Genomic DNA, 22,825 nt, shown 5'->3' on the forward strand with positions numbered 1-22,825 from the left:
GCGAGCTCGAAGAGCAACGTGTCGATGCGACGTTTCGCTGCTCTATCTATCTGTATTGCGGAGCGTGCTTGTAGCGTCTTGCGACTGCTGACTGCTGCCTCGCGTTGCTCGTCGCGGTGGTCCGCGCTTGCTTCGCGCTTGCTTCGCGCTTGCCCTGCGTGCCTCGCGTTTGCCTCGCGTTTGCCTCGCGTTTGCCTCGCGTTTGCCTCGCGTTTGCCTCGCGTTTGCCTCGCGTTTGCCTGTTCGTCAGTGCTGGCGAGGTGAAGTTCAATGCAATGTCGAGCGATGCATCGGGCCGGCTGCGTTGATCGACCCATCGATCGAAGCGTTTGCTGCGCGCACTGTGTCGCGCGCTTCGTCTGGTGCTGCCGACTGCTGACTGCTGATTGACCGGGTCACGATGACCGCGTTACGGCTTCAGTGACCTGCCCTGCTTCGCTGCGTTGCGATGAACGGCGCGCTTCGTATTCCACTCGCCGCGCCGCTCATCGACTTCACTTCTACTTCACTTCCTTCGCTTCGCTGCTCGCTGCATGCGGGTCATTACCTACGACCCGTCAGCAAGCAGCGATCCTGCTGCCTGCCGCGCACTTGCCAACTACTTACTGGCAAGCCTCGCACTCGTCGAAGCCTGGATCGCCCGGACGCATCATGCACACCGGACCATCCGCTTCCGGCGCTGCTTCAACCGCGACTGCCGGAGCGGCCGCCGCTGCCTGAATGCCACCCGAAGCCGCGCCGCCGCTCACGCCGAAGCCACCCGCCGCGCCGCCGGCAGCACCGCCCGAACCTTCGCCGCCGCCCGAGCTCACCGCGTTCAGCGCGCCGTGCGCCACCGTCGACTTCTCGACGTGGGTCGCCGCCATCGTGCGGAGGTAGTAGGTCGTCTTCAGGCCGCGCACCCATGCGAGCTTGTAGATCTCGTCGAGCTTCTTACCCGATGCGCCGCCCATGTAAATGTTCAGCGACTGCGCCTGGTCGATCCACTTCTGACGACGCGAGGCCGCTTCGACCAGCCACTTCGGATCGACTTCGAACGCGGTAGCGTAGATCGCGCGCAGGTCGGCCGGGATCCGGTCGATGCGCGAGAGCGTGCCGTCGAAGTACTTCAGGTCGGCGACCATCACTTCGTCCCACAGGCCGCGCGCCTTCAGGTCGCGCACCAGGTAGTCGTTGACCACCGTGAATTCGCCCGACAGATTCGACTTCACATACAGGTTCTGGAAGGTCGGTTCGATACAAGCCGACACGCCGATGATGTTCGAGATCGTCGCCGTCGGCGCGATCGCGACGCAGTTCGAGTTACGCATGCCGTAAGTGGCGATGCGCGAACGCAGTTCGGTCCAGTCCATCGACTCGCTCGAATCGACTTCCACGTAACCGCCGCGCGCTTGCTCCAGCAGCTTCACCGAGTCTTGCGGCAGGATGCCGCGATCCCACAGCGAGCCGCGGTAGCTCGAGTAGCGGCCGCGTTCCTGCGCCAGTTCCGTCGACGCGTAGTAAGCGTAGTAGCAGACCGCTTCCATCGACGTGTCGGCGAACTTGACCGCTTCTTCCGACGCGTAGGGCGTGCGCAGCAGGTGCAGGCAGTCCTGGAAGCCCATGATGCCCATGCCGACCGGACGGTGCTTCAGGTTCGAGTTACGCGCCTTGGCGACCGCGTAGTAGTTGATGTCGATCACGTTGTCGAGCATGCGCATGGCCACGCTGACGGTGCGCTTCAACTTGTCGTGGTCGAGCACCAGGGTGCCGTCGGCCTGTTCCTTCAGGTGAGCGACGAGGTTCACGGAGCCCAGGTTGCAGACGGCGATTTCGGCGTCGCTGGTGTTCAGCGTGATTTCCGTGCACAGGTTCGACGAGTGGACGACGCCGACGTGCTGTTGCGGCGAGCGCACATTGCACGGATCCTTGAACGTGATCCACGGGTGGCCGGTTTCGAACAGCATGCCCAGCATCTTGCGCCACAGTTGCGCCGCCGGGATCTTCTTGAACAGCTTGATCTCGCCGCGCGCGACCTTGTCTTCGTAAGCCGTGTAAGCCGTTTCGAACTCGGCGCCGAACTTGTCGTGCAGGTCCGGGCAGGTGGACGGCGAGAACAGCGTCCAGTCGCCGCCTTCCATCACGCGCTTCATGAACAGGTCGGGAATCCAGTTCGCCGTGTTCATGTCGTGGGTACGGCGGCGGTCGTCGCCGGTGTTCTTACGCAGTTCGAGGAATTCCTCGATGTCCAGGTGCCACGATTCCAGGTACGCGCACACCGCGCCCTTGCGCTTGCCGCCCTGGTTCACGGCGACCGCCGTGTCGTTGACGACCTTCAGGAACGGCACGACGCCTTGCGACTTGCCATTGGTGCCCTTGATGTGCGAACCGAGCGCACGCACGCGCGTCCAGTCGTTGCCGAGGCCACCGGCGAACTTCGACAGCAGCGCGTTTTCCTTCAGCGCTTCGTAGATGCCGTCGAGGTCGTCGTCGACCGTCGTCAGGTAGCACGAGGACAGTTGCGAACGGCGCGTGCCCGAGTTGAACAGCGTCGGCGTGGACGACATGAAATCGAAGCTCGACAGCACGTTGTAAAACTCGATCGCGCGCGCTTCACGGTCGATCTCGTTCAGCGACAGACCCATCGCGACACGCATAAAGAATGCCTGCGGCATTTCGATGCGCACGCCGTCGTGATGCAGGAAGTAGCGGTCGTACAGCGTCTGCAGACCGAGGTAGCCGAATTGCAGGTCGCGGTTGTTATCGAGCGCGGCGCCGAGGCGCTTCAGGTCGAACTGCAGCAGCTTGTCGTCGAGCAGCTCGGCTTGCACGCCGCGCTTGATGAACTGCGGGAAGTACTCGGCGTAGCGCTCGCCCATTTCCGTTTGCGTGACTTCCTCTTCGAGGATTTCGCGGCGGATCGTGTGCAGCAGAATGCGAGCGGTGACCTGGCTGTACGCCGGGTCCTTTTCGATCATCGTGCGGGCAGCCAGGATGGCCGAGTCATAGACCTGGCTCATCGGCACGCCATCGTACAGATTCTTGACCGTCTCCGCGATGATCGGATCAGCGCTCACGGCGTCGCCGAGATTCGAGCAAGCGAGTTCGATGATGCCGCGCAGAGCAGCCATATCCAGCGGACGCGTGACGCCGTTGTCGGTCACGTTCAGACCCGGCGTGTTCGCCACGATCTGGTCGTCATGACCGCGGGCTTGCGTGCGCTTCTCGCGATACAGCACGTACGCACGTGCGACGTTGTGCTCGCCGCCGCGCATCAGCGCGAGTTCGACCTGATCCTGAATGTCTTCGATATGGAACGTGCCGCCGTTCGGGCGGCTGCGCACGAGGGCGCGCACCACGTTCTGCGTGAGTTGCTCGACCAGTTCGCGCACCCGCGCCGAGGCGGCGCCTTGACCACCGTTCACGGCCAGAAATGCCTTCGTCACGGCGATGGCGATTTTCGACGGTTCGAACGACACGACGCTGCCATTACGGCGGATCACCTTGTAGTCGGCGAAGGTCGCTTGCGGCGCGAGCGCTTGTGCGCCTTGTGCCTGGCCAAAGGCCTGGCCAGTCGGTGAGCCCTCGTACCGGGTCGTCACGTTGTCGGTGGTTTGCATGTGCAAAGCTCCTGGTCCTGGAAATGTTGCGGGAAAATCCGCGGATTAAAACGAACGCTGCGCCGCCGCGTGCGCAAGCGATGGGGTGCAGGAAGGGGACCGGCTGAGCCGGTTGGCGGGCTGCGACTGCGATGAAGCCTGGTTCGAATTGATAACGGTCTTCATCGTGTGTGTCGCGATCACTTGCCAAGCCCCTTTCCTGAATGCTTCTGAATGCCGCCGGTGGTCTCTCCGGCCGCGCCACAGGAATATTTTTTTCGCTGCCTGAAATGCTTGCGGCGCCATGCTCGGAGAGCGGACGCCGCTGACTTATTCACCCAGTTGTGCACTTGGTTATTCACATGGTTATTCACAGCACAACACAAGATATAGTGCAAAACTGGATTTGTGGCACCAAGTATAGTGGAGAATCGAGACAGGTCAAATCGTTTTATTTGCTTTCGAAGTCTTGACTTTTGCTTGGCGCGGCGCGCAGCCGACTCCCCGGAGAACAAGGCGGCGCCTTGTTCTCCTCGCATCACGCGAAGTTGCGCGAAGGGTCGTTACGGCGTTTTGGAAAACTTGAGATAGGGGAAATACTGAGCGTCGAGCGACGTGTCGTGCTGCAGACGCGACCACTCGAAATGCGGCCCTGGATCGGTCTTGCGACCGGGGGCGATGTCCGAGTGACCGGCGAGCGCCGCGACCGGATAGCGGGCCTTGAGCGCGCTCACGAGGGCGCCGAGCGTGCGGTATTGAGCTGCTTCGAAAGGCGTGGTGTCGCTCCCCTCCAACTCGATGCCGATCGAGAAATCATTGCAGCGCTCGCGACCAAAAAAATTCGACGGCCCGGCGTGCCACGCGCGCTCGTTGCACGACACGAACTGCTCGAGCGCGCCGTCGCGATGAATCACGAAATGCGCCGACACCCGCACGCCGCGCAGGTGCGAATCGTAGTACGGGTGAGCGTCGCAATCGAGCGTGTTGAGGAACAGTTCAGCGATCGCAGTGCCGCCGAATTCGTTGGGCGGCAGGCTGATGTTGTGAACCACGATCAGGGACGGCACGGCCCCGTCGGGCCGCGCTTCGAAATTCGGCGATGGCAGTTTGCGTGCGGCGGCGACCCAACCGTCGGTATCGACGGTGAACTCGACGCTCATCGAGCGTCGCGGCCTGTGGGTCGCGCGCCATGACGCTGCGCGTGCGCGGCGCTGCAGAACGGCTGCCCCGCCACGACCACGGAATCGCTCTTCGGCGCGTGCACGCCGCATTCGACGCAACGGATCATCGGCTCGGCGAGTTGCGCCGGCGCGGCAGCGCGTGCGCCGCCGTTCGGACCATTCGCGCCTTTGGCACCCGCGGCGCCGTTGGCGCCGCTGCGTTGGGACGCCTGCGCGTCATGACGACGCAGCGCCTTCACCAGCCACTGGCCGACGATGAACAACAGGATCAGCAGAAATATTTGTCGCATGGGACACGCTCACACTACAGCACGGTGCAACAGCACCTCGAAAACAAAACGGCTGCCGACGTACGCCAGCAACAGCGCGACGAACGACGCCAGCACCCAGCGCAATGCCGCACGGCCGCGCCAGCCGGAAACCTTGCGCGCGGTCAGCAACGCGCCGAACATCACCCAGGAAAGAATCGCGAACACGGTTTTGTGATCGAGCCGCAACGCGCGGTCGACCAGTTGCTCGCTGAACAGAATGCCCGACACCAGTGTCAACGTCAGCAGGACAAAACCCGCGCCGATCAGACGGAACAGCAGCTTCTCCAGCGTGAGGAGCGGCGGCAGCGTATCGAGCCAGCTCGACAGCCAGCCGTTGCCCGCCGCAGCCGCGTGCCGCTGCGCCATGCCGCCGCGCATGGCATGCAGACGCCGCTCGACCAGCAGCATCAGAATGGCGTGCAGCGCCGCGATCGCAAACAGACCATAGGCGATGTTGGCGATCAGGAAGTGCAGCTTGAACATCGGCGCGGCCGAATACGGCAGCACGCGCACGCCGTTGAACGCAAGCGGCAACAGCGAGGCGACGCAGGCGAGCGGCAGGACCAGCAGACGCAAGCCGTCGAGCGGAAAGAAAAAGCTCTCGATCCAGTAGATGCCGGCGCCGAGCCAGAACATGGCCGACAGCGCGAACGCGAAACCGAACACCATCGCGTTCTGCGGGAAGATGGTGGTATGCAGCAGCACGCCGTGGGCGAGCAGCGCCACGAACAGCAGCGCGCGGCCCGACGCGCTCATACCCGAAGCGGCCGATGGGGCCGACACGGGCGCCGCTGCGGCGGGCACCGGCGGCACGCTTTCGAGCATGGGACGCATGGCGGCGTGCCGGTGCGAGCGCCAGCCGGCCACGGCTAAACCGCCGTAGAGGAGCGCAGTGAGGGCATACAGTACAATATCCATATTCGAAGTTTACACTAGGCCCCTACTCCGCGACGTCTTCCGCTTCGCGCGCTGCCCGGGCCGCACTGTTCATCGCTCCCCATGCTCGACAATCTGACTCAACGGATGGCGCGCGTCGTCAAGACGCTGCGCGGCGAAGCCCGGCTCACCGAGGCGAACACCCAGGAAATGCTGCGCGAGGTGCGCCTTGCGCTGCTCGAGGCCGACGTGGCGCTGCCCGTCGTGCGCGAGTTCATCGCCAAGGTGAAGGAAAAGGCGCTCGGCGAGGAAGTCATCAGCAGCCTCTCGCCGGGTCAGGCGCTGGTCGGCGTGGTGCAGCGCGAGCTGACCGCGATCATCGGCGGCGACTACGAAGGCAAGGCGGTCGAACTGAACCTCGCCGTCACGCCGCCGGCCGTCATCCTGATGGCGGGTCTGCAGGGCGCGGGTAAGACGACCACCGTCGGTAAGCTCGCCAAGCTGCTGCGCGAGAAGTACAAGAAGAAAGTACTGACCGTCTCGTGCGACGTCTACCGCCCCGCCGCTATCGCACAGTTGAAGACGGTGACCGAGCAGGTCGGCGCGGATTTCTTCCCGTCGGAACCAGATCAGAAGCCGGTCGACATCGCGCGCGCCGCCGTGGATTGGGCCAAGCGCCACTATCACGACGTGCTGCTGGTCGACACCGCCGGCCGTCTCGGTATCGACGAAGTGATGATGCAGGAAATCACCGCGCTGCATAACACGCTGAAGCCGGCGGAAACGCTGTTCGTCGTCGACGCGATGCTTGGTCAGGACGCGGTGAACACCGCCAAGGCCTTTAGCGACGCGCTGCCGCTCACCGGCGTGGTCCTCACCAAGCTCGACGGCGACTCGCGCGGTGGCGCGGCGCTCTCCGTGCGCCATGTCACGGGCAAGCCGATCAAGTTCGTCGGCGTCGCGGAAAAGCTCGACGGCCTCGAAGTCTTCTACCCGGATCGCATGGCGAACCGGATTCTCGGCATGGGCGACATTCTCGCCCTCGTCGAAGAAGCGCAACGCGGCGTGGACGTTCAAGCCGCTCAGAAGCTCGCCGACAAGGTCAAGAAAGGCGGCGACTTCGATCTGAACGATTTCCGCGCGCAGTTGACGCAAATGAAGGGCATGGGCGGGCTGTCGTCGCTGATGGACAAACTGCCCGCGCAATTCCAGCAGGCCGCCGCCGGCGCTGACATGAGCCAGGCCGAAAAGCAGATGCGCCGCATGGAAGGCATCATCAATTCCATGACGCCGCTGGAGCGTGCCAAGCCCGATCTCATCAAGGCCACGCGCAAGCGCCGCATTGCCGCGGGCGCGGGCGTGCAGGTGCAGGAAGTCAACCGCATGCTGAATCAGTACGACCAGATGCGCACCATGATGAAAAAGCTCAAGGGCGGCAATCTGCAAAAGATGATGCGCGGCATGAAGGGCATGTTGCCCGGCATGCGCTAAGCTTTAGCAAGACGGCGGCGCGTGCGTTCCGAGCCTGGACCACGGAACGCGCGGCTGACTCCGGATTCGTGCGGGTTTATTCTGTACCGCGCGCCGCCGATCTCACCCACACTATGTATACAGTTACCGCCCGTCAGACGTCATGAACCGCGAAGAAGCTCTCCACATTTTTAGCCACTCCGAAGAAATCGTTTCGGCCGACGACGTCAACGCGTCGATCAGCGGCATGGCGGCCGCCATCCGCGACGAGATGAGCGAGGACTTCCCGCTCGTGCTGTCGGTCATGGGCGGCGCGGCGGTGTTCACCGGCATGCTGTTGCCGCACCTCGATTTCCCGCTCGAGTTCGACTACATCCACCTGACCCGCTACCGCAACACCACCAAGGGCGGCAACGAGATGCAGTGGCGCGTGGCGCCGGCGGAGTCGGTGAAGGATCGCGTCGTGCTGGTGCTCGACGACATTCTCGACGAAGGCGAGACGATGGCCGCGATCCGCGACCGCATTCTCGCGATGGGCGCGAAGCGCTTCCTGAGCGCGGTGCTGTGCGAGAAGATCATTCCGAAGGCCAAGCCGCTGCGTCCGGATTATTGCGGCTTCGAAGTGCCGGACCGCTATGTGTTCGGTTGCGGCATGGATGCAAAGGGTTACTGGCGTAACCTGCCCACGATTCGCGCGCTGACTGAAGGCGCTTGATCTTCTTAGAGGCGGCCGCCAGCGGGCGGTGAATCGATATAGAAAAAGCGGCCCACGGGCCGCTTTTTTTGCGCTGTACTGTGCGGGGCTGAGCGCTCCGGCGGCTCCTGCATCACAGTTGATGCACGAACGACCGGATACCGCCAAGCATCATCTCCACCGAAATCGCCACCAGCACGAGGCCCATCAGCCGTTCGAAGGCCATCATGGCGCGCTCGCCGAGCCACGCCTGGATGCGCTCCGCCAGCATCAGCACGATCGCGCAGACGATCATCGTGACGGTCAGCGCGCCGATCCACTCGAACATCTTGCCGGGCGCCTGCGACGTCAGCAGCATCACGGTGGCCAACGCCGACGGACCCGCCAGTGCCGGTATGGCGAGCGGCACGATCAGCGGTTCGCCGCCGCGCGTGTCGCCGCCCAACGGGCCGTCCGGATGCGGAAACACCATTCTGAGCGCGATGAGGAACAGCACGATCCCGCCGCCGATACGCAACGACTGGTCGGTCAGGCTCATCATGCGCAGAAAACCGTCGCCGACCACCATGAAGGTCAGCAGGATCATGAAGGCGATCGCCACCTCACGGAGAATGACGATCGTGCGCCGCTTCGGCGACACACCGCGCAGACAACTGACGAAGAGCGGAATGTTGCCGAGCGGATCGGTGATCAGAATCAGCAGGATGGTCGCGGAGGCGAAGGTGTACTCCACCGTGCGCTCCGCCTAGCGCGCCAACGCTGCGCGAACTTTCCCGATCACCGTTTGCGCGGCGTCTTCGACCGGCAGCAGCGTCGCTTCAGCGTCGCGGCGGCCCTGGTATTCGAGCTTGCCTTCCTTGAGGCCACGGTCGCCGATCACGAGGCGATGCGGCACGCCGATCAGCTCCCAGTCGGCGAACATCACGCCGGGGCGTTCGCCGCGATCGTCGAGGATCACGTCGATGCCCGCTTCGACCAATGTCGCGTACAGCTTGTCGGCTTCTGCGCGCACGGCTTCGCTGCGGTCATAGCCCATCGGGCACAGCACGACTTCGAACGGCGCAATCGATTCCGGCCAGATGATGCCCTTGTCGTCGAAGTTCTGTTCGATCGCGGCGCCCAGGATACGCGTCACGCCGATACCGTAGCAGCCCATTTCCATCGGCCGCGGCTTGCCGGTTTCGTCGAGGCAGGTCGCGTTCATCGCTTCGGAATACTTGGTGCCGAGCTGGAACACGTGACCCACTTCAATACCGCGGCAGATGTCGATCACGCCCTTGCCGTCCGGCGACGGATCGCCCTTCTTCACGTTGCGAATGTCGGCGACGACCGGTTCCGGCAGATCGCGGCCCCAGTTCACACCGGTGGTGTGGTAGTCCACCTCGTTCGAGCCCACAACGAAGTCGCTCATGTTCGCGACCGTGCGATCCGCGACGACCTTGATCGGCTTCTTCGTGTCGATCGGGCCGAGGTAACCCGGCGGCGTACCGAAGGTTTCGATGATTTCAGCCTCGGTCGCCATGCGGAAGTCGGCCAGACCCGGCAGCTTGCTCGCCTTGATCTCGTTCAGATCGTGGTCGCCGCGCAGCATCAGCAGCCAGATGGTCGGCTCCGCGCCTTCGTTTTCGGTCGCGAGGATGATCGACTTGATCGTGCGCTCGAGCGGAATGTTCAACAGCTCGGCCACCGCTTCGCACTTCGCCTTGCCCGGCGTGGGGGTCTTCTTCATCTCTTCGGCCGGCGCCGCGCGTTCCGCGTAAAGCGGCAGCGCTTCGGCCGCTTCGACGTTCGCGGCGAACTCGGAGGTCGGGCAATAGGCGATCGCGTCTTCACCCGTCTCGGCGATCACGTGGAATTCGTGCGAACCGCTGCCGCCGATCGAACCGTTGTCCGCCGCCACCGCGCGGAAGTCCAGACCGAGGCGCGTGAAGATGCGCACGTACGCGTCGTACATCTTGCGATACGACTCGCGCAGGCCGTCCATGTCCTTGTCGAACGAGTACGCGTCTTTCATGATGAACTCGCGGCCGCGCATCACGCCGAAACGCGGACGGATCTCGTCGCGGAACTTGGTCTGAATCTGGTAGAAGTTCACCGGCAACTGGCGATAGCTCTTGATCTGATTGCGCGCGATGTCCGTCACCACTTCTTCGTGGGTCGGTCCGATCACGAAATCGGACTGCTTGCGATCTTTGAACCGCAGCAGTTCGGGGCCGTACTTCTCCCAGCGGCCCGACTCCTGCCACAGCTCGGCCGGCTGCACCGCAGGCATCAACAGCTCGATCGCGCCTGCCCGGTTCATTTCTTCGCGCACGATCGCTTCCACCTTGCGGATCGAACGCAGGCCGACCGGCAGGTAGTTATAGATACCGCCGGCAACACGCCGGATCATGCCGGCGCGCACCATGAGCTTGTGGCTGACGATCTCTGCGTCGGCGGGAGCTTCTTTGAGGGTACCGATAAAGAAACGGGAAGCTTTCATTCAGATTATCCAAAAGCGGCGGCTCCGGAGGGACCGCCCGAAAGGTGAAAACGGTGGGGAAATCGACACAGATCCGGCTCTGAGCCGGCACGGCTCACCTGCCAATGCCACTGACACCGGCACAACGCAGCCCGACCGCGGCGCCGAAGCCGCCGCGCAAAGCCTTTGCACAAGGGATAAGGCACGGAAAGACTGACAGGCTACCGCAAACGCGGGCCTTTGGCGGCGAATCGTTCCAATCTGGTGCGAATCGGTGCGTCAGGCCCGTTATCTGTTTATAATCAAAGCAATTTTAAAGGATTCGAAGGTGGTTGTATGCTGGATCGTGAAGGCTTTCGCCCGAACGTCGGCATCATCCTCTTGAACGCGCACAACGAGGTGTTTTGGGGCAAACGGCTCCGTGAACATTCCTGGCAGTTTCCGCAAGGGGGCATCAAGTACGGAGAGACCCCCGTGCAAGCGATGTATCGGGAGTTACACGAAGAAACCGGGCTGCTTCCTGAGCACGTCAAGGTGATTGGTCGCACGCGCGACTGGTTGCGTTACGAGGTGCCTGACAAGTTCATCAAGCGCGAAGTACGCGGTCATTACCGCGGCCAGAAACAAATCTGGTTTTTGCTCCGGATGGTTGGACGCGACTGCGACATCTGCTTGCGCGCCACCGACCACCCTGAGTTCGATGCGTGGCGCTGGAACGAGTACTGGGTGCCGCTCGACTGTGTAATCGAGTTCAAGCGGGATGTATATCAGTTGGCGCTGACGGAGCTATCCCGTTTCATGCGCCGGGCTGCGCCGCGTGCGGAAAAACCTGGCGGGCACCATGGGCCGCGTTATCCCCGGATAGCGTCGTCAATGGAAAGTCCGCCGGATTCCACGGTAATGACGGTGACTTCTGTGACCACCGTCAGCATCGAAACATCGGTTCACGCAACGATCGTGTCCGATTGCGGTCCGGGCTCCGGGTCAACGGCAGAAGTAGGGGCCGCGCCGGAGCACGAAGACGAATCGGAACGCGAAACGGCCGGCTCGCTGTTCCGCCCGGGCGTGCGCAATTAACAACTCTGTGCGGCTGTCCACGCCGCCTCTCTCTGACGCGGCTCGTCGAGCCGCGTCAGTGTTTCGAGGAAATCATATTGAAAGCACTTGCTCTCGTCGTGGCGTGCGTCGCCACCGGCGCCCTGCTGGCTGGCTGTTCGAGCGCCAGCAAACCTACCAATAAAGACGACAGCGCGTTTACGTACCTGCTGGACCGGCAGAGCAATTGGGTGGAGAACAAGGTGGACGCTTTGCCGCCGCTGCCGCAAGACTCGAATCTCCTGCCTTTCGAAGTCTCCGGCAATACGCCGCTGCAGTTCGCGGTCGACCGGAATTCGCTAACCGTCGGTACGGACGGAGTGGTTCGCTTTACGGTCGTCGTGGCAAGCCCGAGCGGCGCTCGTAACGTAATCTACGAAGGGATTCGCTGCGACACGTATGAATGGCGCCAGTACGCGAGCCTGAATTCTGATCACGACGGCTGGGACACGACGGTCGCTAACAACTTCACGCGCATCGAGAACGGCGCCCTGAACGCCTATCAGGCGGCGCTGTATCAGGATTATCTGTGCGCGAACAAGATGCCCATGGGCAACGCGGCTTCGATTCTGGAGAATATTCGGTACAAACGCACCGCGAGTTCGTTGATCCACTGAGGCGCTTTGGTGGGCGCGTTTTGAATGGGGGCGCGTTGCGTTGCAGACTTGAAAAAGCCGGTCCAGCTTTCGCTGGAACGGCTTTTTTTGTATGCCCGCACCGTGCCCGTGCGCCAGCGCCGGTCAGTGACTCAGATCAGCACCAGGTTGTCGCGGTGAATCAACTCCGGCTCCAGCATATAGCCGAGCACCGATTCGATTTCGCCACTCGGGCGCCGCTGGATCAGCTTGGTTTCGGCGCTGCTGTAGTTCGTGAGGCCGCGCGCCACTTCGCGCCCCGCGGCGCTAAGACAAGCAATCACTTCACCGCGCGCAAATGCGCCCTGCACGCCGACAATACCGATAGGCAGCAAGCTCTTGCCGCCATCGGTCAGCTTTTCGACTGCGCCGTCGTCGATCACCACGTGGCCACGCACTTGCAGATGATCCGCCATCCATTGCTTGCGCGCCGCCATCCGCGCCGTGCGCGCGATCAACTGCGTGCCGATCGCCTCGCCCGACGCCAGCCGCGACAACACATCCGCTTCGCGCCCGCTTGCGATCACCGTATTCGCGCCGCTGTGCGCCGCGCGCTTGGCGGCGAGAATCTTGGTCAGCATGCCGCCGCGACCCAGACTCGAACCGGCGCCGCCCGCCATGGCTTCGAGCTCCGGCGCGCCGGCATCGGCCTGCTGGACCAGCGTGGCAGCCGGATCCTTGCGCGGGTCGGCGGTAAAAAGCCCTTGCTGATCGGTGAGAATGACGAGCGCATCGCCTTCGATCAGGTTTGCGACGAGCGCGCCCAGCGTGTCGTTGTCGCCGAATTTGATTTCGTCGGTGACGACCGTGTCGTTCTCGTTGATGATCGGCACCACGCCCAAGCGCAGAAGCGTGAGCAGCGTGGAGCGCGCGTTCAGATAGCGTTCGCGGTCCGCCAGGTCGGCGTGGGTCAGCAGAATCTGCGCGGTCTGAATGGAGTGCTCGGCAAAGCGGCTTTCGTAGACCTGCGCGAGCCCCATCTGGCCGACGGCCGCGGCCGCTTGCAGTTCGTCGATCTCACGTGGCCGTTTGGTCCAGCCGAGCCGTTGCATTCCCTCGGCAATGGCGCCCGAACTGACGAGCACCACTTCCTTGCCTTGCGCGCGCAAGGCGGCAATCTGCGCGGCCCAGCGGCCGATAGCAGCATGATCGAGGCCGCGCCCGTCATTCGTGACGAGGCTCGAACCGACTTTCACTACCAATCGCCGTGAATCTGCGATGACGGAACGCATTGTGCGCAATCTCCAAGATGACGCGTGATGCATGCCGGCAGCCCGTTTGGGCGCCGGCGCTCGAGCTTTTTATGCCTGCGGGTCGATGCCGGCGTCGTCCGCGGCGGCCGGAGCTTCCGGCTTTTCGCGGAAACGCACGTCCGCAGCGAGATCTTCAGCCTCGGCCGCGCGCTGCGCGTCCGAATGCGCGGCGATGTGGTCGAACACAGCGTAGCAAAGGTTTTCACAGCCCTGACCGGTCAGCGCCGAGATTTCGAACACCGGACCGTCCCAGCCGAAGCCTTCGAGGAATGCCGAGACGCGCGCTTCGCGCTCGTCTTCGGGCACCATGTCCAGCTTGTTCAGCACGAGCCAGCGTGGTTTTTCATACAGCAGCTCGTCGTACTTGCGCAATTCGTTGACGATCGCCTTGGCTTCCGCGACCGGATCGACCGCGTCGTCGAACGGTGCGAGGTCGACGATATGCAGCAACAAGCCCGTGCGCTGCAAATGCCGCAGGAACTGGTGGCCGAGGCCCGCGCCTTCCGCCGCGCCTTCGATCAGGCCCGGAATGTCCGCAATCACGAAGCTGCGGCTCGGCCCGACGCGCACCACGCCGAGATTCGGCGCGAGCGTCGTGAACGGATAGTCGGCGATCTTCGGCTTCGCGTTCGACACCGACGCGATGAAGGTCGATTTGCCGGCGTTCGGCATGCCGAGCAGACCGACGTCCGCCAGCACCTTCAGTTCGAGGCGCACCATGCGGCGCTCGCCCGGCTTGCCGTCGGTCTTCTGACGCGGCGCGCGGTTCGTACTGGACTTGAAATGCAGGTTACCGAGACCGCCCGCGCCGCCCTGAGCGATCTGCACGCTCTGGTCGTGCTCGGTCAGATCGGCGATCAACTCGCCGGTCTCCATGTCGGTGATGGTGGTGCCGACCGGCATGCGCAACGTGATGTCGTCGCCGCCCTTGCCGTAGCAGTCCGCGCCGCGGCCGTTTTCGCCGTTGCGCGCCAGGTGTTTCTTCGCGTAGCGGTAGTCGATCAGCGTGTTGATGTTGCGGTCCGCGACCGCGATCACGCTGCCGCCCCGGCCGCCGTCGCCGCCATCCGGGCCGCCGAACGGAACGAATTTCTCGCGGCGCATCGACGCGCTGCCATCCCCTCCGTCGCCGGCGATGACTTCAATCCTCGCTTCGTCAATGAACTTCATGCGTAACTCCGTCCCGTGGTGTACTGCCAGATGGTGCTGCTAGATTTGATGCTACTGGATGATGCTATTTTGCCGCGCCCGCCGCGCGCTGATCAATCGACTGAACGGCATAGGCGTGCCGGCGCGAGCGGAACATTCACGCCCATTCGTCCGGCGAAAACCGCCGGAATAAAAAAAGCCCCGCTAACTTCGCGGGGCCTTTTTCCGGTCCTGAAGCCCGTGCCTGAGTAAACTCAGACTGCTGCCGGGACGACGTTGACCATGTGCTTCTTCGCTGCGCCCTTCGTCGAGAAATTGACGTGGCCGTCCGTCAGCGCGAACAAGGTATGATCCTTGCCGATACCGACGTTTTCGCCCGGGTGCATACGCGTGCCGCGTTGGCGAACGATGATGCCGCCAGCGTTGATAGCCTGGCCGCCATAAACCTTCACGCCGAGGCGCTTCGATTCAGAGTCGCGGCCGTTGCGGGATGATCCGCCTGCCTTTTTGTGTGCCATTTGATTTGCTCCTTAACCGGTGCGCTTACGCGTTGATCGCGTCGATGCGCAATTCGGTATAGTTCTGGCGGTGGCCGCCATGCTTCTGGTAGTGCTTCCGGCGACGCATCTTGAAGATGGTCACTTTTGCGTGACGACCTTGCGACACGACGGTAGCCTTGACGGAAGCCCCACTGACCAGCGGCGTACCGAACTTAATCGATTCGCCTTCGCCCACTGCGAGAACCTGGTCGAGCGTGATTTCAGCGTCAATGTCTGCCGGTATCTGTTCTACTTTAAGTTTTTCGCCGACGGCAACTTTATACTGCTTGCCACCGGTTTTTATGACCGCGTACATTGAGAACCTCACTCTGTGTTCATTTTTCCCACGCACCGCGCGCGGAAACCCGTGATTATACATAGAGTTAGCTGCTCGGTCAAAACTCATTGAGAGGCGCCGCGCGCAGCGCCCGGCGCCTTGCCACACAGCCCCGGCGCGCGGTTCTGCCGCCGCCCGGAACGCGCCGCGCCGCAGCCTGCGACCCGGAACTGTCGCGATTCGCCTTATAATTCGCGGCACTACCCAAATCAGCCATCATGTCGTCGACTGCCACCCCCTCCTCCAACGCCGCCAGCCTGCTTGCTCCGATCGCCGAAGACATGCAGCAGGTCAATCGCGTCATACGGCACCGTCTCGCGTCCGACGTGATGCTGATCAACCAGATTTCCGAGTACATCATCAGCGCCGGCGGCAAACGGCTGCGGCCCGCGCTGCTGCTGCTGGTGGCCGGCGCGCTGGGCGAAACCACGGGGCACCGGCATGAACTGGCCGCGGTCGTCGAATTCATCCATACGGCCACGCTGCTGCACGACGACGTGGTCGACGAATCCGATCTGCGGCGCGGCCGGCAGACCGCCAACGCGCTGTTCGGCAACGCCGCGAGCGTGCTGGTGGGCGATTTCCTGTACTCGCGCTCGTTTCAGATGATGGTCGGCGTGGGCAAGATGCGCGTGATGGAGATTTTGTCGGAGGCAACCAACATCATCTCCGAAGGCGAAGTGCTGCAATTGCTCAACATGCACGACGCCGACGTGGACGAAGCCCGCTACATGCGGGTGATCCGCTACAAGACCGCCAAGCTGTTCGAGGCCGCGGCCCAGCTGGGCGCGGTGCTGGCCGGCTCGGACGCGAAAACCGAAGCCGCCGCGGCGGAGTTCGGCCGGCGCATCGGCACTGCGTTCCAGATCATGGACGACTGGCTCGACTACACGGGCACGGCCGAATCCATGGGCAAGAACGCCGGCGACGATCTTCGCGAAGGCAAGCCCACGCTCCCGCTGATCTATCTGATCGAACGCGGCACGCCTGAGCAGGCGACGCTCGCGCGGGAAGCAATCGAACAAGGCGGCACAGATCGTTTCGACACCATTTTCGAGGCGATCACGCGGTCCGGCGCGCTGGATCACACGCTCGAATGCGCGAAACAGGAAGCACAGGCCGCTGCAGCCGCAATTTCTTCATTTCCCGATTCCATTTTTAAAGAGAGCCTGCTAGAATTATGTTCTTACTCGACGGCAAGACAGTCTTGAACGGGACTGAAACACCGGCTTAGTCTGAATCGAGTCTGCAGTACAAATCGGGGTGTAGCTTAGCCTGGTAGAGCGCTACGTTCGGGACGTAGAGGCCGGAGGTTCGAATCCTCTCACCCCGACCAAATTTGCCTTGTTAGTGCAAGGCTCGAAAAACCGCCCAGCTTGCTCGGCGGTTTTTTGTTTTTGGGTCGCGAACGGCGTGTTCGACGAGTGTCGTTCCCCATACGCGCCCTGCGCCGCTGCTCCCACTCAGCCTGTTTTTTGCCGCCAGGCCGAACGGCGCGCGCAAGCCCCTCTGCTATATTCTCTTCATCTTTTCCCCTATCCTTCACGACGCGTGGAACAACTTCCCTTATGGGCGCAGATTGGCGCCGTCTTTCTGCTGCTTGTCTGCTCGAGCTTTTTTTCGATTTCCGAAACGGCGATGATGGCGATCAACCGCCATCGCCTGAAACATCTTGCCAACCAGAACGCGCTCGGCGCGAAGACCACGCAGGGTCTGCTGGCGCATACCGATCAACTGCTGAGCGTCGTGCTGATCGGCAACAACCTGTTCAACACGATCATTCCGGTGCTCACCACCTCGATCGCGCTGCACACGTTCGGACGTAACAACCTGGTGCTGTCGATCGCGACCGGTATCGTCGCGTTTCTGATCATCGTGTTCGCGGAAATCACGCCGAAGATCGTTGGCGCGACGTTCCCGGAAAAGATCGCGCTGCCCGCCAGCCTGCTGATCGCGCCGATGATGCGCGTCGCCAAACCGCTCGTCTGGTTCGTCAATCTGTTCGCGAACGGCATCTTGCGCGTGCTGCACATCAATACGAAAGGCGCGCACGATCAGCGCCTGTCGACCGAAGAGCTGCGCACCATCGTGCTCGAGTCCGGCAGCTTCATGCCGACCAAACACCGCAGCATTCTGCTGAACCTGTTCGACCTCGAAAACATTTCCGTCGACGACGTGATGATCCCGCGCCGCCGCATCGAGGCGCTCGACTTCGACGCGCCGTTCGAACAGATCCTGCATCAACTCGAAACCTGCTATCACAACAAGCTGATCGTCTATCAAGGCGACATCGACCGGGTGCTCGGCGTGCTCCACGTACGCAAGACGCTGGCCGCGCTGCACAACCAGGAACTCGAACGCGAGACGCTGCGCGAGTTGCTGGCCGAGCCGTATTTCGTGCCGAGCGGCACGCCCGTGTTCCAGCAACTGCAATTCTTCCAGGAGAGCCGTCACCGCACGGCGCTGGTCGTCAACGAATACGGCGAGTTGCAAGGCCTCGTCACGCCGGAAGACATCATCGAGGAACTGATCGGCGAATTCACCACGTCGATTCCGCGAGGCGCCAATTCGCGCGGCGGCTGGAACGAAAACGGCGAATGCATCGTGGCCGGCAGCATGCCGCTGCGCGAACTGAACCGCTGGCTGCATCTCACGCTACCCACCGATGGGCCGAAAACGCTTAACGGCCTGATCCTCGAAATTCTCGAAGACATTCCCGACGGCGACGTGTGTGTGCAGATCGGCGAAGTCAAACTCGAAGTGATGCGCAGCGACGACCAGGCGATTCGCACCGTCAAGCTGTTCCGACCGCCGACGCGCGCGAAAGCCAGCAAGGTATTGCGCGGCTAGGCTAGTCGAAGCAACTGCGCGACGCGGCCGAACACCACAGTCAGGCACGACACGCAGCAGCATCGCACACAGGCGCAGCGCGCGCCATTAGCCGAATGGCTGAATAGCGGCGCCCGCCGCCGTACCGGAAGATGAAGCCGTCGTGTTCTACAGGCGGCTCATCACCGGTCCCTCATGCAAGCTTCTTTTCAACCCGCGGCAGCGTCGCCGCGTCCCATCGCAAACGCCCACGAAAGCGCTGTCAAAGCGAAGCCGAAGGCATTCGCCCGCGACGTTAACGCAGCAAGTCTCACCGATCCCGACAACGCTCCCGCCGTGCGTCTGCTGACCGATACATTGCAGGAAGCGACCCGCCGCAACGCGTCGGACCTTCACATCGAGCCGGCGGAACACGGCTGGCGCGTGCGCTTGCGAATCGACGGCGTACTGCACGAAATCCCACAGCCGCCCGCGCATCTGCGGGACGCATTCATCACTCGCGTGAAGGTGCTCGCTCGCATGGATATCGCCGAGCGTCGCGTGCCGCAAGACGGTCGGCTGCGCATTTCCAGTTCGCCCGGCCGAGTCGAGGACTACCGCGTCAACTCGCTGCCTACGTTATTCGGCGAAAAGCTCGTGCTGCGCAGACTCGACGCGCTGCCCGCCGATCTCTCACTTGACTCGCTCGGCCTCGATCCGCATCAACGCGATACCGTGGATGCCGCGATTCGCGCGCCGCACGGCCTCGTGCTCGTCACCGGACCCACCGGGAGCGGCAAGACGCTATCGCTGTACTGTTTCCTGAATCTCCTCAACGGCGAGGCGCGCAATCTCTGTTCGGTGGAAGACCCCGCGGAGATCCAGTTGGCGGGCATCAACCAGGTCAGCGTGCGCGAGAAAGCCGGACTCACCTTCGCGGTCGCGTTGCGCGCATTTCTTCGTCAGGACCCCGACGTGATCATGGTCGGCGAAATCCGTGACGAAGAAACCGCCGACGTCGCCGTGAAAGCCGCGCAAACCGGCCACCTCGTCCTGTCGACCCTGCATACGAACGACGCGCCGGCAGCCATCGCGCGCCTGATCGACATCGGCGTCGAGCCGTATAATCTCGCGGCCGCGTTGCGGATGGTGACCGCACAACGGCTGGTGCGGCGGCTGTGCGTCGCGTGCCGCGTGCCGGCGCCGCAGTCGGTCGCGGCGCTTCGAGCGGCGGGATTCAGCGAGCATCAACTCGACGGCTGGCAGCCTTACGCCGCGGCCGGATGCGCAGCGTGTCATGGCATCGGTTACCGGGGCCGCGTCGGCGTTCATCAGGTAATGCCCGTGTCCGACGCGATGCGCGAGCTGATCGTCGCAAGCGCCGGCACACATGAACTCGCGCGGCTCGCGCAAACCGAACAGGTGGGCACCTTGCGCAACGCGGCTTTGAGTCGCGTGCGCGACGGCACCACCAGTCTCGCCGAAGCACTCGCCGCCACCGAGGTCGCATGAACACGGCCACGACCCAACGGCCTCTGGCCTCCGACATGCGTTTCAAATGGCGCGGCGTCGATGCCGACGGTGTGCGAAAAAACGGCGCGCTCATCGCACCGGATGCGGCCATCGCACGCTCACTGCTCAAGCGCGACAATCTGTTCATCATCGAACTCACAGCGCACGGACCGGCACCGCGTCCGACCGCACGCGCCGCGGACATCACGTTATTCACCCGGCAACTCGCCAGCCTGCTGCGAGCCGGCTTGCCGCTCGCGCCCGCGCTGGACCTGCTCGCGCAAGCGCAGGCTTCACGCCGCCAGGGTATGCCGCGGATCGTTGGCGCTCTCGCGCGCGACATCACCGGCGGCCTGCGTTTTTCCGCGGCACTGCAGCGGCATCCCGCGCAATTCAACGCACTGTACTGCCAGCTTGTCGAAGTCGGCGAGGCGGCCGGCGCACTCTCGGCCGTCCTCGCCCGCATCGCCGATGACCGCGAGCGCGCCGCCGCGCAGCGCGCCAAAGTGCGCGCGGCACTGACCTATCCCGTCGCGATCCTCGTGCTGGCGATGGCGATCACCGCGGCATTGCTCGTGTGGGTCGTGCCGACCTTCAAACAAATCTTCGACGGCTTCGGCGCCAGACTGCCCGCACCGACTCAATTCGTGCTGGCGTTGTCGTCCGGTGTGGCGCGATGGAGCATACCGTCATTCGCCATGATCTTCGCAGCGGGTTCGGCAGCGACGTTTCTACTGCGACGTTCCGAAGCCGCGCGCATCCGCTTTGCGCGCATATCGCTGACAATACCGGTCGCCGGTCCGCTGCTGCGCACGTTGTGTGCGGCACGCTGGAGTCGTGCGCTCGGCACCTTGTTATCAGCCGGCACGCCGCTCGCTGACGCGTTCGATTCGCTGACTCACGCCACCGGTAACGCCTTCTTCGACCGCGCCACCGCGGAAATCGCCGCGCGGCTGCGGCGGGGCGAGCGGCTCGCCGCAGCGATGCGCGCGGCACACTGCTTTCCGCCCGAGGTCGTGCAGCCGATCGCAGTTGCCGAGGAGTCCGGAGCACTCGACACTATGCTGATCGACGTGGCATCGCTCGCTGATCGTCAGGTAGACGAAAAGATCGGCACGCTGTCGAGCCTGTGCGAGCCGCTCGTCATCATCGTGCTTGGCGCGCTGGTCGGCGGCCTCGTGATCGCGATGTATCTTCCCATTATTCAACTCGGCAACGTGGTGTAGGATCGCAGCCGAATCCATCCTTAATCTATGCGGGCTACTCTTCCACTCGTGCCAGACACTTCTTCCAGCCTGCTGTCGGGCTTGCTGCCCGGCCATTTCGCGACCGGTCTCGGCCAGGCGTTCGGCAGCTTGCCCGCCGCCCTGCAGATGACGTTCGCCATTGTGTTCGGCCTCGTGATCGGCAGCTTCCTGAACGTGGTCGTGCATCGGCTGCCGATCATGCTCGAGCGCGCATGGCGCGCGGAGGTCAGCGAGACCACCGACGAACCGCTGGAAGAAGACGGCCTGCCGGCGCGCTACAACCTGTGGGTGCCGCGCAGCGCGTGTCCTCACTGCGGCCATACGTTGAGCGCATGGGAAAATCTCCCGGTGCTGAGCTACGTGCTACTGCGCGGCCGCTGCTCCGCATGCAAGGCGCCTGTGAGCCTGCGCTATCCGCTGCTCGAAATCGCCAGCGCGGCGTTCGCGGCCGGTTCGCTCGCGTTGTTCGGCCCGACTCTCACGGCGCTCGCCGCCTTCGGCCTATGCGCCGCGCTGCTCGCCATGAGCGCGATCGACATCGACACGCATCTGTTGCCTGACTCGATGACGCTGCCGTTGCTGTGGGCGGGCATCATCGTCAACTTCAACGGCATGTTCACGAACCTGCACGACGCGGTGCTCGGCGCGATCTTCGGCTATCTGGTGCTGTGGGTCGTGCATTGGGTATTTCTCCTCGTACGCGGCGTCGAAGGCATGGGTTATGGTGATTTCAAACTGCTGGCGGCGCTCGGCGCGTGGCTCGGCTGGGCGGCGCTGCCGCAGATCGTGCTGATCGCGGCGGTGGCCGGCGCGGTCGTCGGCCTGCTGGCAACATGGCGTGGCCGTATGCGCTTCGAAGAGCCGCTGCCCTTCGGGCCGTTTCTCGCGGCAGGCGGTGCATTGACGCTGTTTCTCGGCACACCGCTTTATCTGGCTCTGGGAGGCTGAAGCATGTTTGCTGTGGGATTGACCGGCGGCATCGGCAGCGGCAAATCGACTGTCGCCGACCTGTTTGCGGCGCACGGCGTGCCGCTCGTCGACACCGACCTGATCGCGCACCGCATCACCGCGCCGCACGGCATCGCCATGCCGCAGATCGCCGCGGAATTCGGCGAGGCGTTCGTCGCCCCTGACGGCTCGCTCGACCGCACGCGCATGCGCTCGCTCGTATTCAGCGAGGACAGCGCGCGCAAACGCCTCGAAGGCATCACGCATCCGTTGATTCGCGCAGAAACCGAACGCGAGCAACGCGAGGCTCAGGGGCCTTATGTGATCGTGGTGGTGCCGCTGCTAGTTGAATCCGGCAAGTGGAAGACGCGCGTGAATCGCGTGCTGACGGTTGACTGCAGCGTCGAAACGCAGATCTCGCGCGTGATGAGCCGCAACAATTTCAGCCGCGAACAGGTGTTGGCGATCATCGCCCGTCAGGCGACGCGCGAAGCGCGCCTCGCCGCGGCCGACGACGTCATCGACAACAACAACGACAACGCGCCGCTCGACGCGCTAAAAGCCCAAGTCGACGCGCAGCATCGCATGTATCTGGCGCTCGCCGGCGCATGACGCCGACGTGACACCTCGGGAAATCCCGGTTGAACTTCGCGGCGATGCGCATGCCAAAAGTGCGTTGAAAACTGCCCGAAACACGTGAAAAAAGTTGCGAATGCGTGCTGAAAAAGTGC

General features: G+C 63.2%; 20 protein-coding genes and 1 tRNA gene. 11 read left to right on the top strand and 10 right to left on the bottom strand.

Annotation, left to right across the window (positions count from 1 at the left end):
* Positions 1-602 precede the first annotated feature (602 nt).
* From P0D73_RS35115 to P0D73_RS35130, 4 genes are all read right to left on the bottom strand, one after another.
* Positions 603-3,599, bottom strand: a complete 2,997-nt coding sequence (locus P0D73_RS35115) for a ribonucleoside-diphosphate reductase subunit alpha (protein WP_408180867.1) — start codon at positions 3,597-3,599, stop codon at positions 603-605.
* A gap of 542 nt (positions 3,600-4,141) precedes the next feature.
* Positions 4,142-4,738 (bottom strand): 1,6-anhydro-N-acetylmuramyl-L-alanine amidase AmpD, encoded by a 597-nt coding sequence (gene ampD / locus P0D73_RS35120; RefSeq protein ID WP_408434935.1) that lies wholly within the window; start codon positions 4,736-4,738, stop codon positions 4,142-4,144.
* On the bottom strand, positions 4,735-5,049 hold the full coding sequence (locus P0D73_RS35125; protein ID WP_408290461.1) for a PP0621 family protein: 315 nt from the start codon (positions 5,047-5,049) through the stop codon (positions 4,735-4,737). Before P0D73_RS35125 ends, ampD begins: the two co-directional genes overlap by 4 nt.
* Positions 5,050-5,058: 9 nt before the next feature.
* Entirely contained in the window at positions 5,059-5,988 is a 930-nt protein-coding gene (locus P0D73_RS35130) for a cytochrome C assembly family protein (protein WP_132372976.1), read from the bottom strand.
* 81 nt (positions 5,989-6,069) lie between these two features.
* Between P0D73_RS35130 and ffh the strand changes: the two genes are divergently transcribed.
* Together ffh and P0D73_RS35140 are read left to right on the top strand one after the other, a co-directional pair.
* Positions 6,070-7,437, top strand: a complete 1,368-nt coding sequence (gene ffh, locus P0D73_RS35135; RefSeq protein WP_408180864.1) for a signal recognition particle protein — start codon at positions 6,070-6,072, stop codon at positions 7,435-7,437.
* Between the two features lie 142 nt (positions 7,438-7,579).
* Complete coding sequence (locus P0D73_RS35140; RefSeq protein ID WP_007180337.1) at positions 7,580-8,131, top strand: hypoxanthine-guanine phosphoribosyltransferase; 552 nt, start codon at positions 7,580-7,582, stop codon at positions 8,129-8,131.
* Between the two features lie 112 nt (positions 8,132-8,243).
* On the opposite strand, the gene P0D73_RS35145 is transcribed toward P0D73_RS35140, so the two are convergent.
* A complete protein-coding gene (locus P0D73_RS35145; protein WP_132372972.1) occupies positions 8,244-8,843 on the bottom strand; it encodes a MarC family protein in 600 nt (199 codons plus the stop codon).
* 12 nt (positions 8,844-8,855) lie between these two features.
* Positions 8,856-10,592 carry a proline--tRNA ligase gene (locus P0D73_RS35150; RefSeq protein WP_408256500.1) on the bottom strand — a complete coding sequence of 579 codons (1,737 nt, stop codon included), beginning with the start codon at positions 10,590-10,592 and terminating at the stop codon, positions 8,856-8,858.
* A 315-nt stretch (positions 10,593-10,907) separates the two neighbouring features.
* On the opposite strand from P0D73_RS35150, the gene P0D73_RS35155 reads away from it, so the two are divergent.
* Both P0D73_RS35155 and P0D73_RS35160 read left to right on the top strand, forming a co-directional pair.
* The gene (locus tag P0D73_RS35155; protein ID WP_132372968.1) at positions 10,908-11,648 is read left to right on the top strand and encodes an RNA pyrophosphohydrolase; all 741 of its coding nucleotides are present in this window, start codon (positions 10,908-10,910) and stop codon (positions 11,646-11,648) included.
* Between the two features lie 77 nt (positions 11,649-11,725).
* On the top strand, positions 11,726-12,283 hold the full coding sequence (locus P0D73_RS35160; RefSeq protein ID WP_408180862.1) for a CNP1-like family protein: 558 nt from the start codon (positions 11,726-11,728) through the stop codon (positions 12,281-12,283).
* 131 nt (positions 12,284-12,414) lie between these two features.
* Here P0D73_RS35160 and proB read toward each other — a convergent pair whose 3' ends face one another.
* The 4 genes from proB to rplU all read right to left on the bottom strand — a co-directional run bounded on the left by proB (position 12,415) and on the right by rplU (position 15,558).
* Complete coding sequence (gene proB / locus P0D73_RS35165) at positions 12,415-13,533, bottom strand: glutamate 5-kinase (protein ID WP_132372964.1); 1,119 nt, start codon at positions 13,531-13,533, stop codon at positions 12,415-12,417.
* Positions 13,534-13,602: 69 nt separating this feature from the next.
* Positions 13,603-14,724 carry an Obg family GTPase CgtA gene (cgtA, locus tag P0D73_RS35170; protein ID WP_408434938.1) on the bottom strand — a complete coding sequence of 374 codons (1,122 nt, stop codon included), beginning with the start codon at positions 14,722-14,724 and terminating at the stop codon, positions 13,603-13,605.
* Between the two features lie 233 nt (positions 14,725-14,957).
* Positions 14,958-15,221: a 50S ribosomal protein L27 gene (rpmA, locus tag P0D73_RS35175; protein ID WP_007180330.1), complete on the bottom strand. Its 264-nt coding sequence runs from the start codon at positions 15,219-15,221 to the stop codon at positions 14,958-14,960.
* A gap of 25 nt (positions 15,222-15,246) precedes the next feature.
* Positions 15,247-15,558, bottom strand: coding sequence for a 50S ribosomal protein L21 (rplU, locus tag P0D73_RS35180; protein ID WP_007180329.1), 312 nt, complete (start codon positions 15,556-15,558; stop codon positions 15,247-15,249).
* 239 nt (positions 15,559-15,797) lie between these two features.
* On the opposite strand from rplU, the gene P0D73_RS35185 reads away from it, so the two are divergent.
* From P0D73_RS35185 to coaE, 7 genes are all read left to right on the top strand, one after another.
* Complete coding sequence (locus P0D73_RS35185) at positions 15,798-16,790, top strand: polyprenyl synthetase family protein (protein WP_132372958.1); 993 nt, start codon at positions 15,798-15,800, stop codon at positions 16,788-16,790.
* Positions 16,791-16,838: 48 nt separating this feature from the next.
* Positions 16,839-16,915, top strand: a tRNA-Pro gene (locus tag P0D73_RS35190).
* A gap of 215 nt (positions 16,916-17,130) precedes the next feature.
* On the top strand, positions 17,131-18,429 hold the full coding sequence (locus P0D73_RS35195) for an HlyC/CorC family transporter (RefSeq protein ID WP_408180860.1): 1,299 nt from the start codon (positions 17,131-17,133) through the stop codon (positions 18,427-18,429).
* Positions 18,430-18,603: 174 nt separating this feature from the next.
* Positions 18,604-19,899, top strand: coding sequence for a GspE/PulE family protein (locus tag P0D73_RS35200; protein ID WP_408434940.1), 1,296 nt, complete (start codon positions 18,604-18,606; stop codon positions 19,897-19,899).
* Positions 19,896-21,125 carry a type II secretion system F family protein gene (locus P0D73_RS35205; RefSeq protein ID WP_408318536.1) on the top strand — a complete coding sequence of 410 codons (1,230 nt, stop codon included), beginning with the start codon at positions 19,896-19,898 and terminating at the stop codon, positions 21,123-21,125. The genes P0D73_RS35200 and P0D73_RS35205 overlap by 4 nt, the downstream gene beginning before the upstream one ends.
* A 27-nt stretch (positions 21,126-21,152) precedes the next feature.
* Entirely contained in the window at positions 21,153-22,094 is a 942-nt protein-coding gene (locus tag P0D73_RS35210) for a prepilin peptidase (RefSeq protein WP_408180857.1), read from the top strand.
* A gap of 3 nt (positions 22,095-22,097) precedes the next feature.
* Positions 22,098-22,706 (top strand): dephospho-CoA kinase, encoded by a 609-nt coding sequence (gene coaE, locus P0D73_RS35215; RefSeq protein WP_408290448.1) that lies wholly within the window; start codon positions 22,098-22,100, stop codon positions 22,704-22,706.
* Positions 22,707-22,825: the final 119 nt, after the last annotated feature.

The organism is Paraburkholderia sp. RL18-101-BIB-B (assembly GCF_046026985.1).
In the GTDB taxonomy this organism is placed as follows: domain Bacteria; phylum Pseudomonadota; class Gammaproteobacteria; order Burkholderiales; family Burkholderiaceae; genus Paraburkholderia.

Bases quoted from the DNA above. Each gene is read 5' to 3' on its own strand.
- P0D73_RS35115 (WP_408180867.1), bottom strand. From the start codon at position 3,599: ATGCAAACCACCGACAACGTGACGACCCGGTACGAGGGCTCACCGACT.
- ampD (WP_408434935.1), bottom strand. From the start codon at position 4,738: ATGAGCGTCGAGTTCACCGTCGATACCGACGGTTGGGTCGCCGCCGCA.
- P0D73_RS35125 (WP_408290461.1), bottom strand. From the start codon at position 5,049: ATGCGACAAATATTTCTGCTGATCCTGTTGTTCATCGTCGGCCAGTGG.
- P0D73_RS35130 (WP_132372976.1), bottom strand. From the start codon at position 5,988: ATGGATATTGTACTGTATGCCCTCACTGCGCTCCTCTACGGCGGTTTA.
- ffh (WP_408180864.1), top strand. From the start codon at position 6,070: ATGCTCGACAATCTGACTCAACGGATGGCGCGCGTCGTCAAGACGCTG.
- P0D73_RS35140 (WP_007180337.1), top strand. From the start codon at position 7,580: ATGAACCGCGAAGAAGCTCTCCACATTTTTAGCCACTCCGAAGAAATC.
- P0D73_RS35150 (WP_408256500.1), bottom strand. From the start codon at position 10,592: ATGAAAGCTTCCCGTTTCTTTATCGGTACCCTCAAAGAAGCTCCCGCC.
- P0D73_RS35155 (WP_132372968.1), top strand. From the start codon at position 10,908: ATGCTGGATCGTGAAGGCTTTCGCCCGAACGTCGGCATCATCCTCTTG.
- proB (WP_132372964.1), bottom strand. From the start codon at position 13,533: ATGCGTTCCGTCATCGCAGATTCACGGCGATTGGTAGTGAAAGTCGGT.
- cgtA (WP_408434938.1), bottom strand. From the start codon at position 14,724: ATGAAGTTCATTGACGAAGCGAGGATTGAAGTCATCGCCGGCGACGGA.
- rpmA (WP_007180330.1), bottom strand. From the start codon at position 15,221: ATGGCACACAAAAAGGCAGGCGGATCATCCCGCAACGGCCGCGACTCT.
- rplU (WP_007180329.1), bottom strand. From the start codon at position 15,558: ATGTACGCGGTCATAAAAACCGGTGGCAAGCAGTATAAAGTTGCCGTC.
- P0D73_RS35185 (WP_132372958.1), top strand. From the start codon at position 15,798: ATGTCGTCGACTGCCACCCCCTCCTCCAACGCCGCCAGCCTGCTTGCT.
- P0D73_RS35200 (WP_408434940.1), top strand. From the start codon at position 18,604: ATGCAAGCTTCTTTTCAACCCGCGGCAGCGTCGCCGCGTCCCATCGCA.
- P0D73_RS35205 (WP_408318536.1), top strand. From the start codon at position 19,896: ATGAACACGGCCACGACCCAACGGCCTCTGGCCTCCGACATGCGTTTC.
- P0D73_RS35210 (WP_408180857.1), top strand. From the start codon at position 21,153: ATGCGGGCTACTCTTCCACTCGTGCCAGACACTTCTTCCAGCCTGCTG.
- coaE (WP_408290448.1), top strand. From the start codon at position 22,098: ATGTTTGCTGTGGGATTGACCGGCGGCATCGGCAGCGGCAAATCGACT.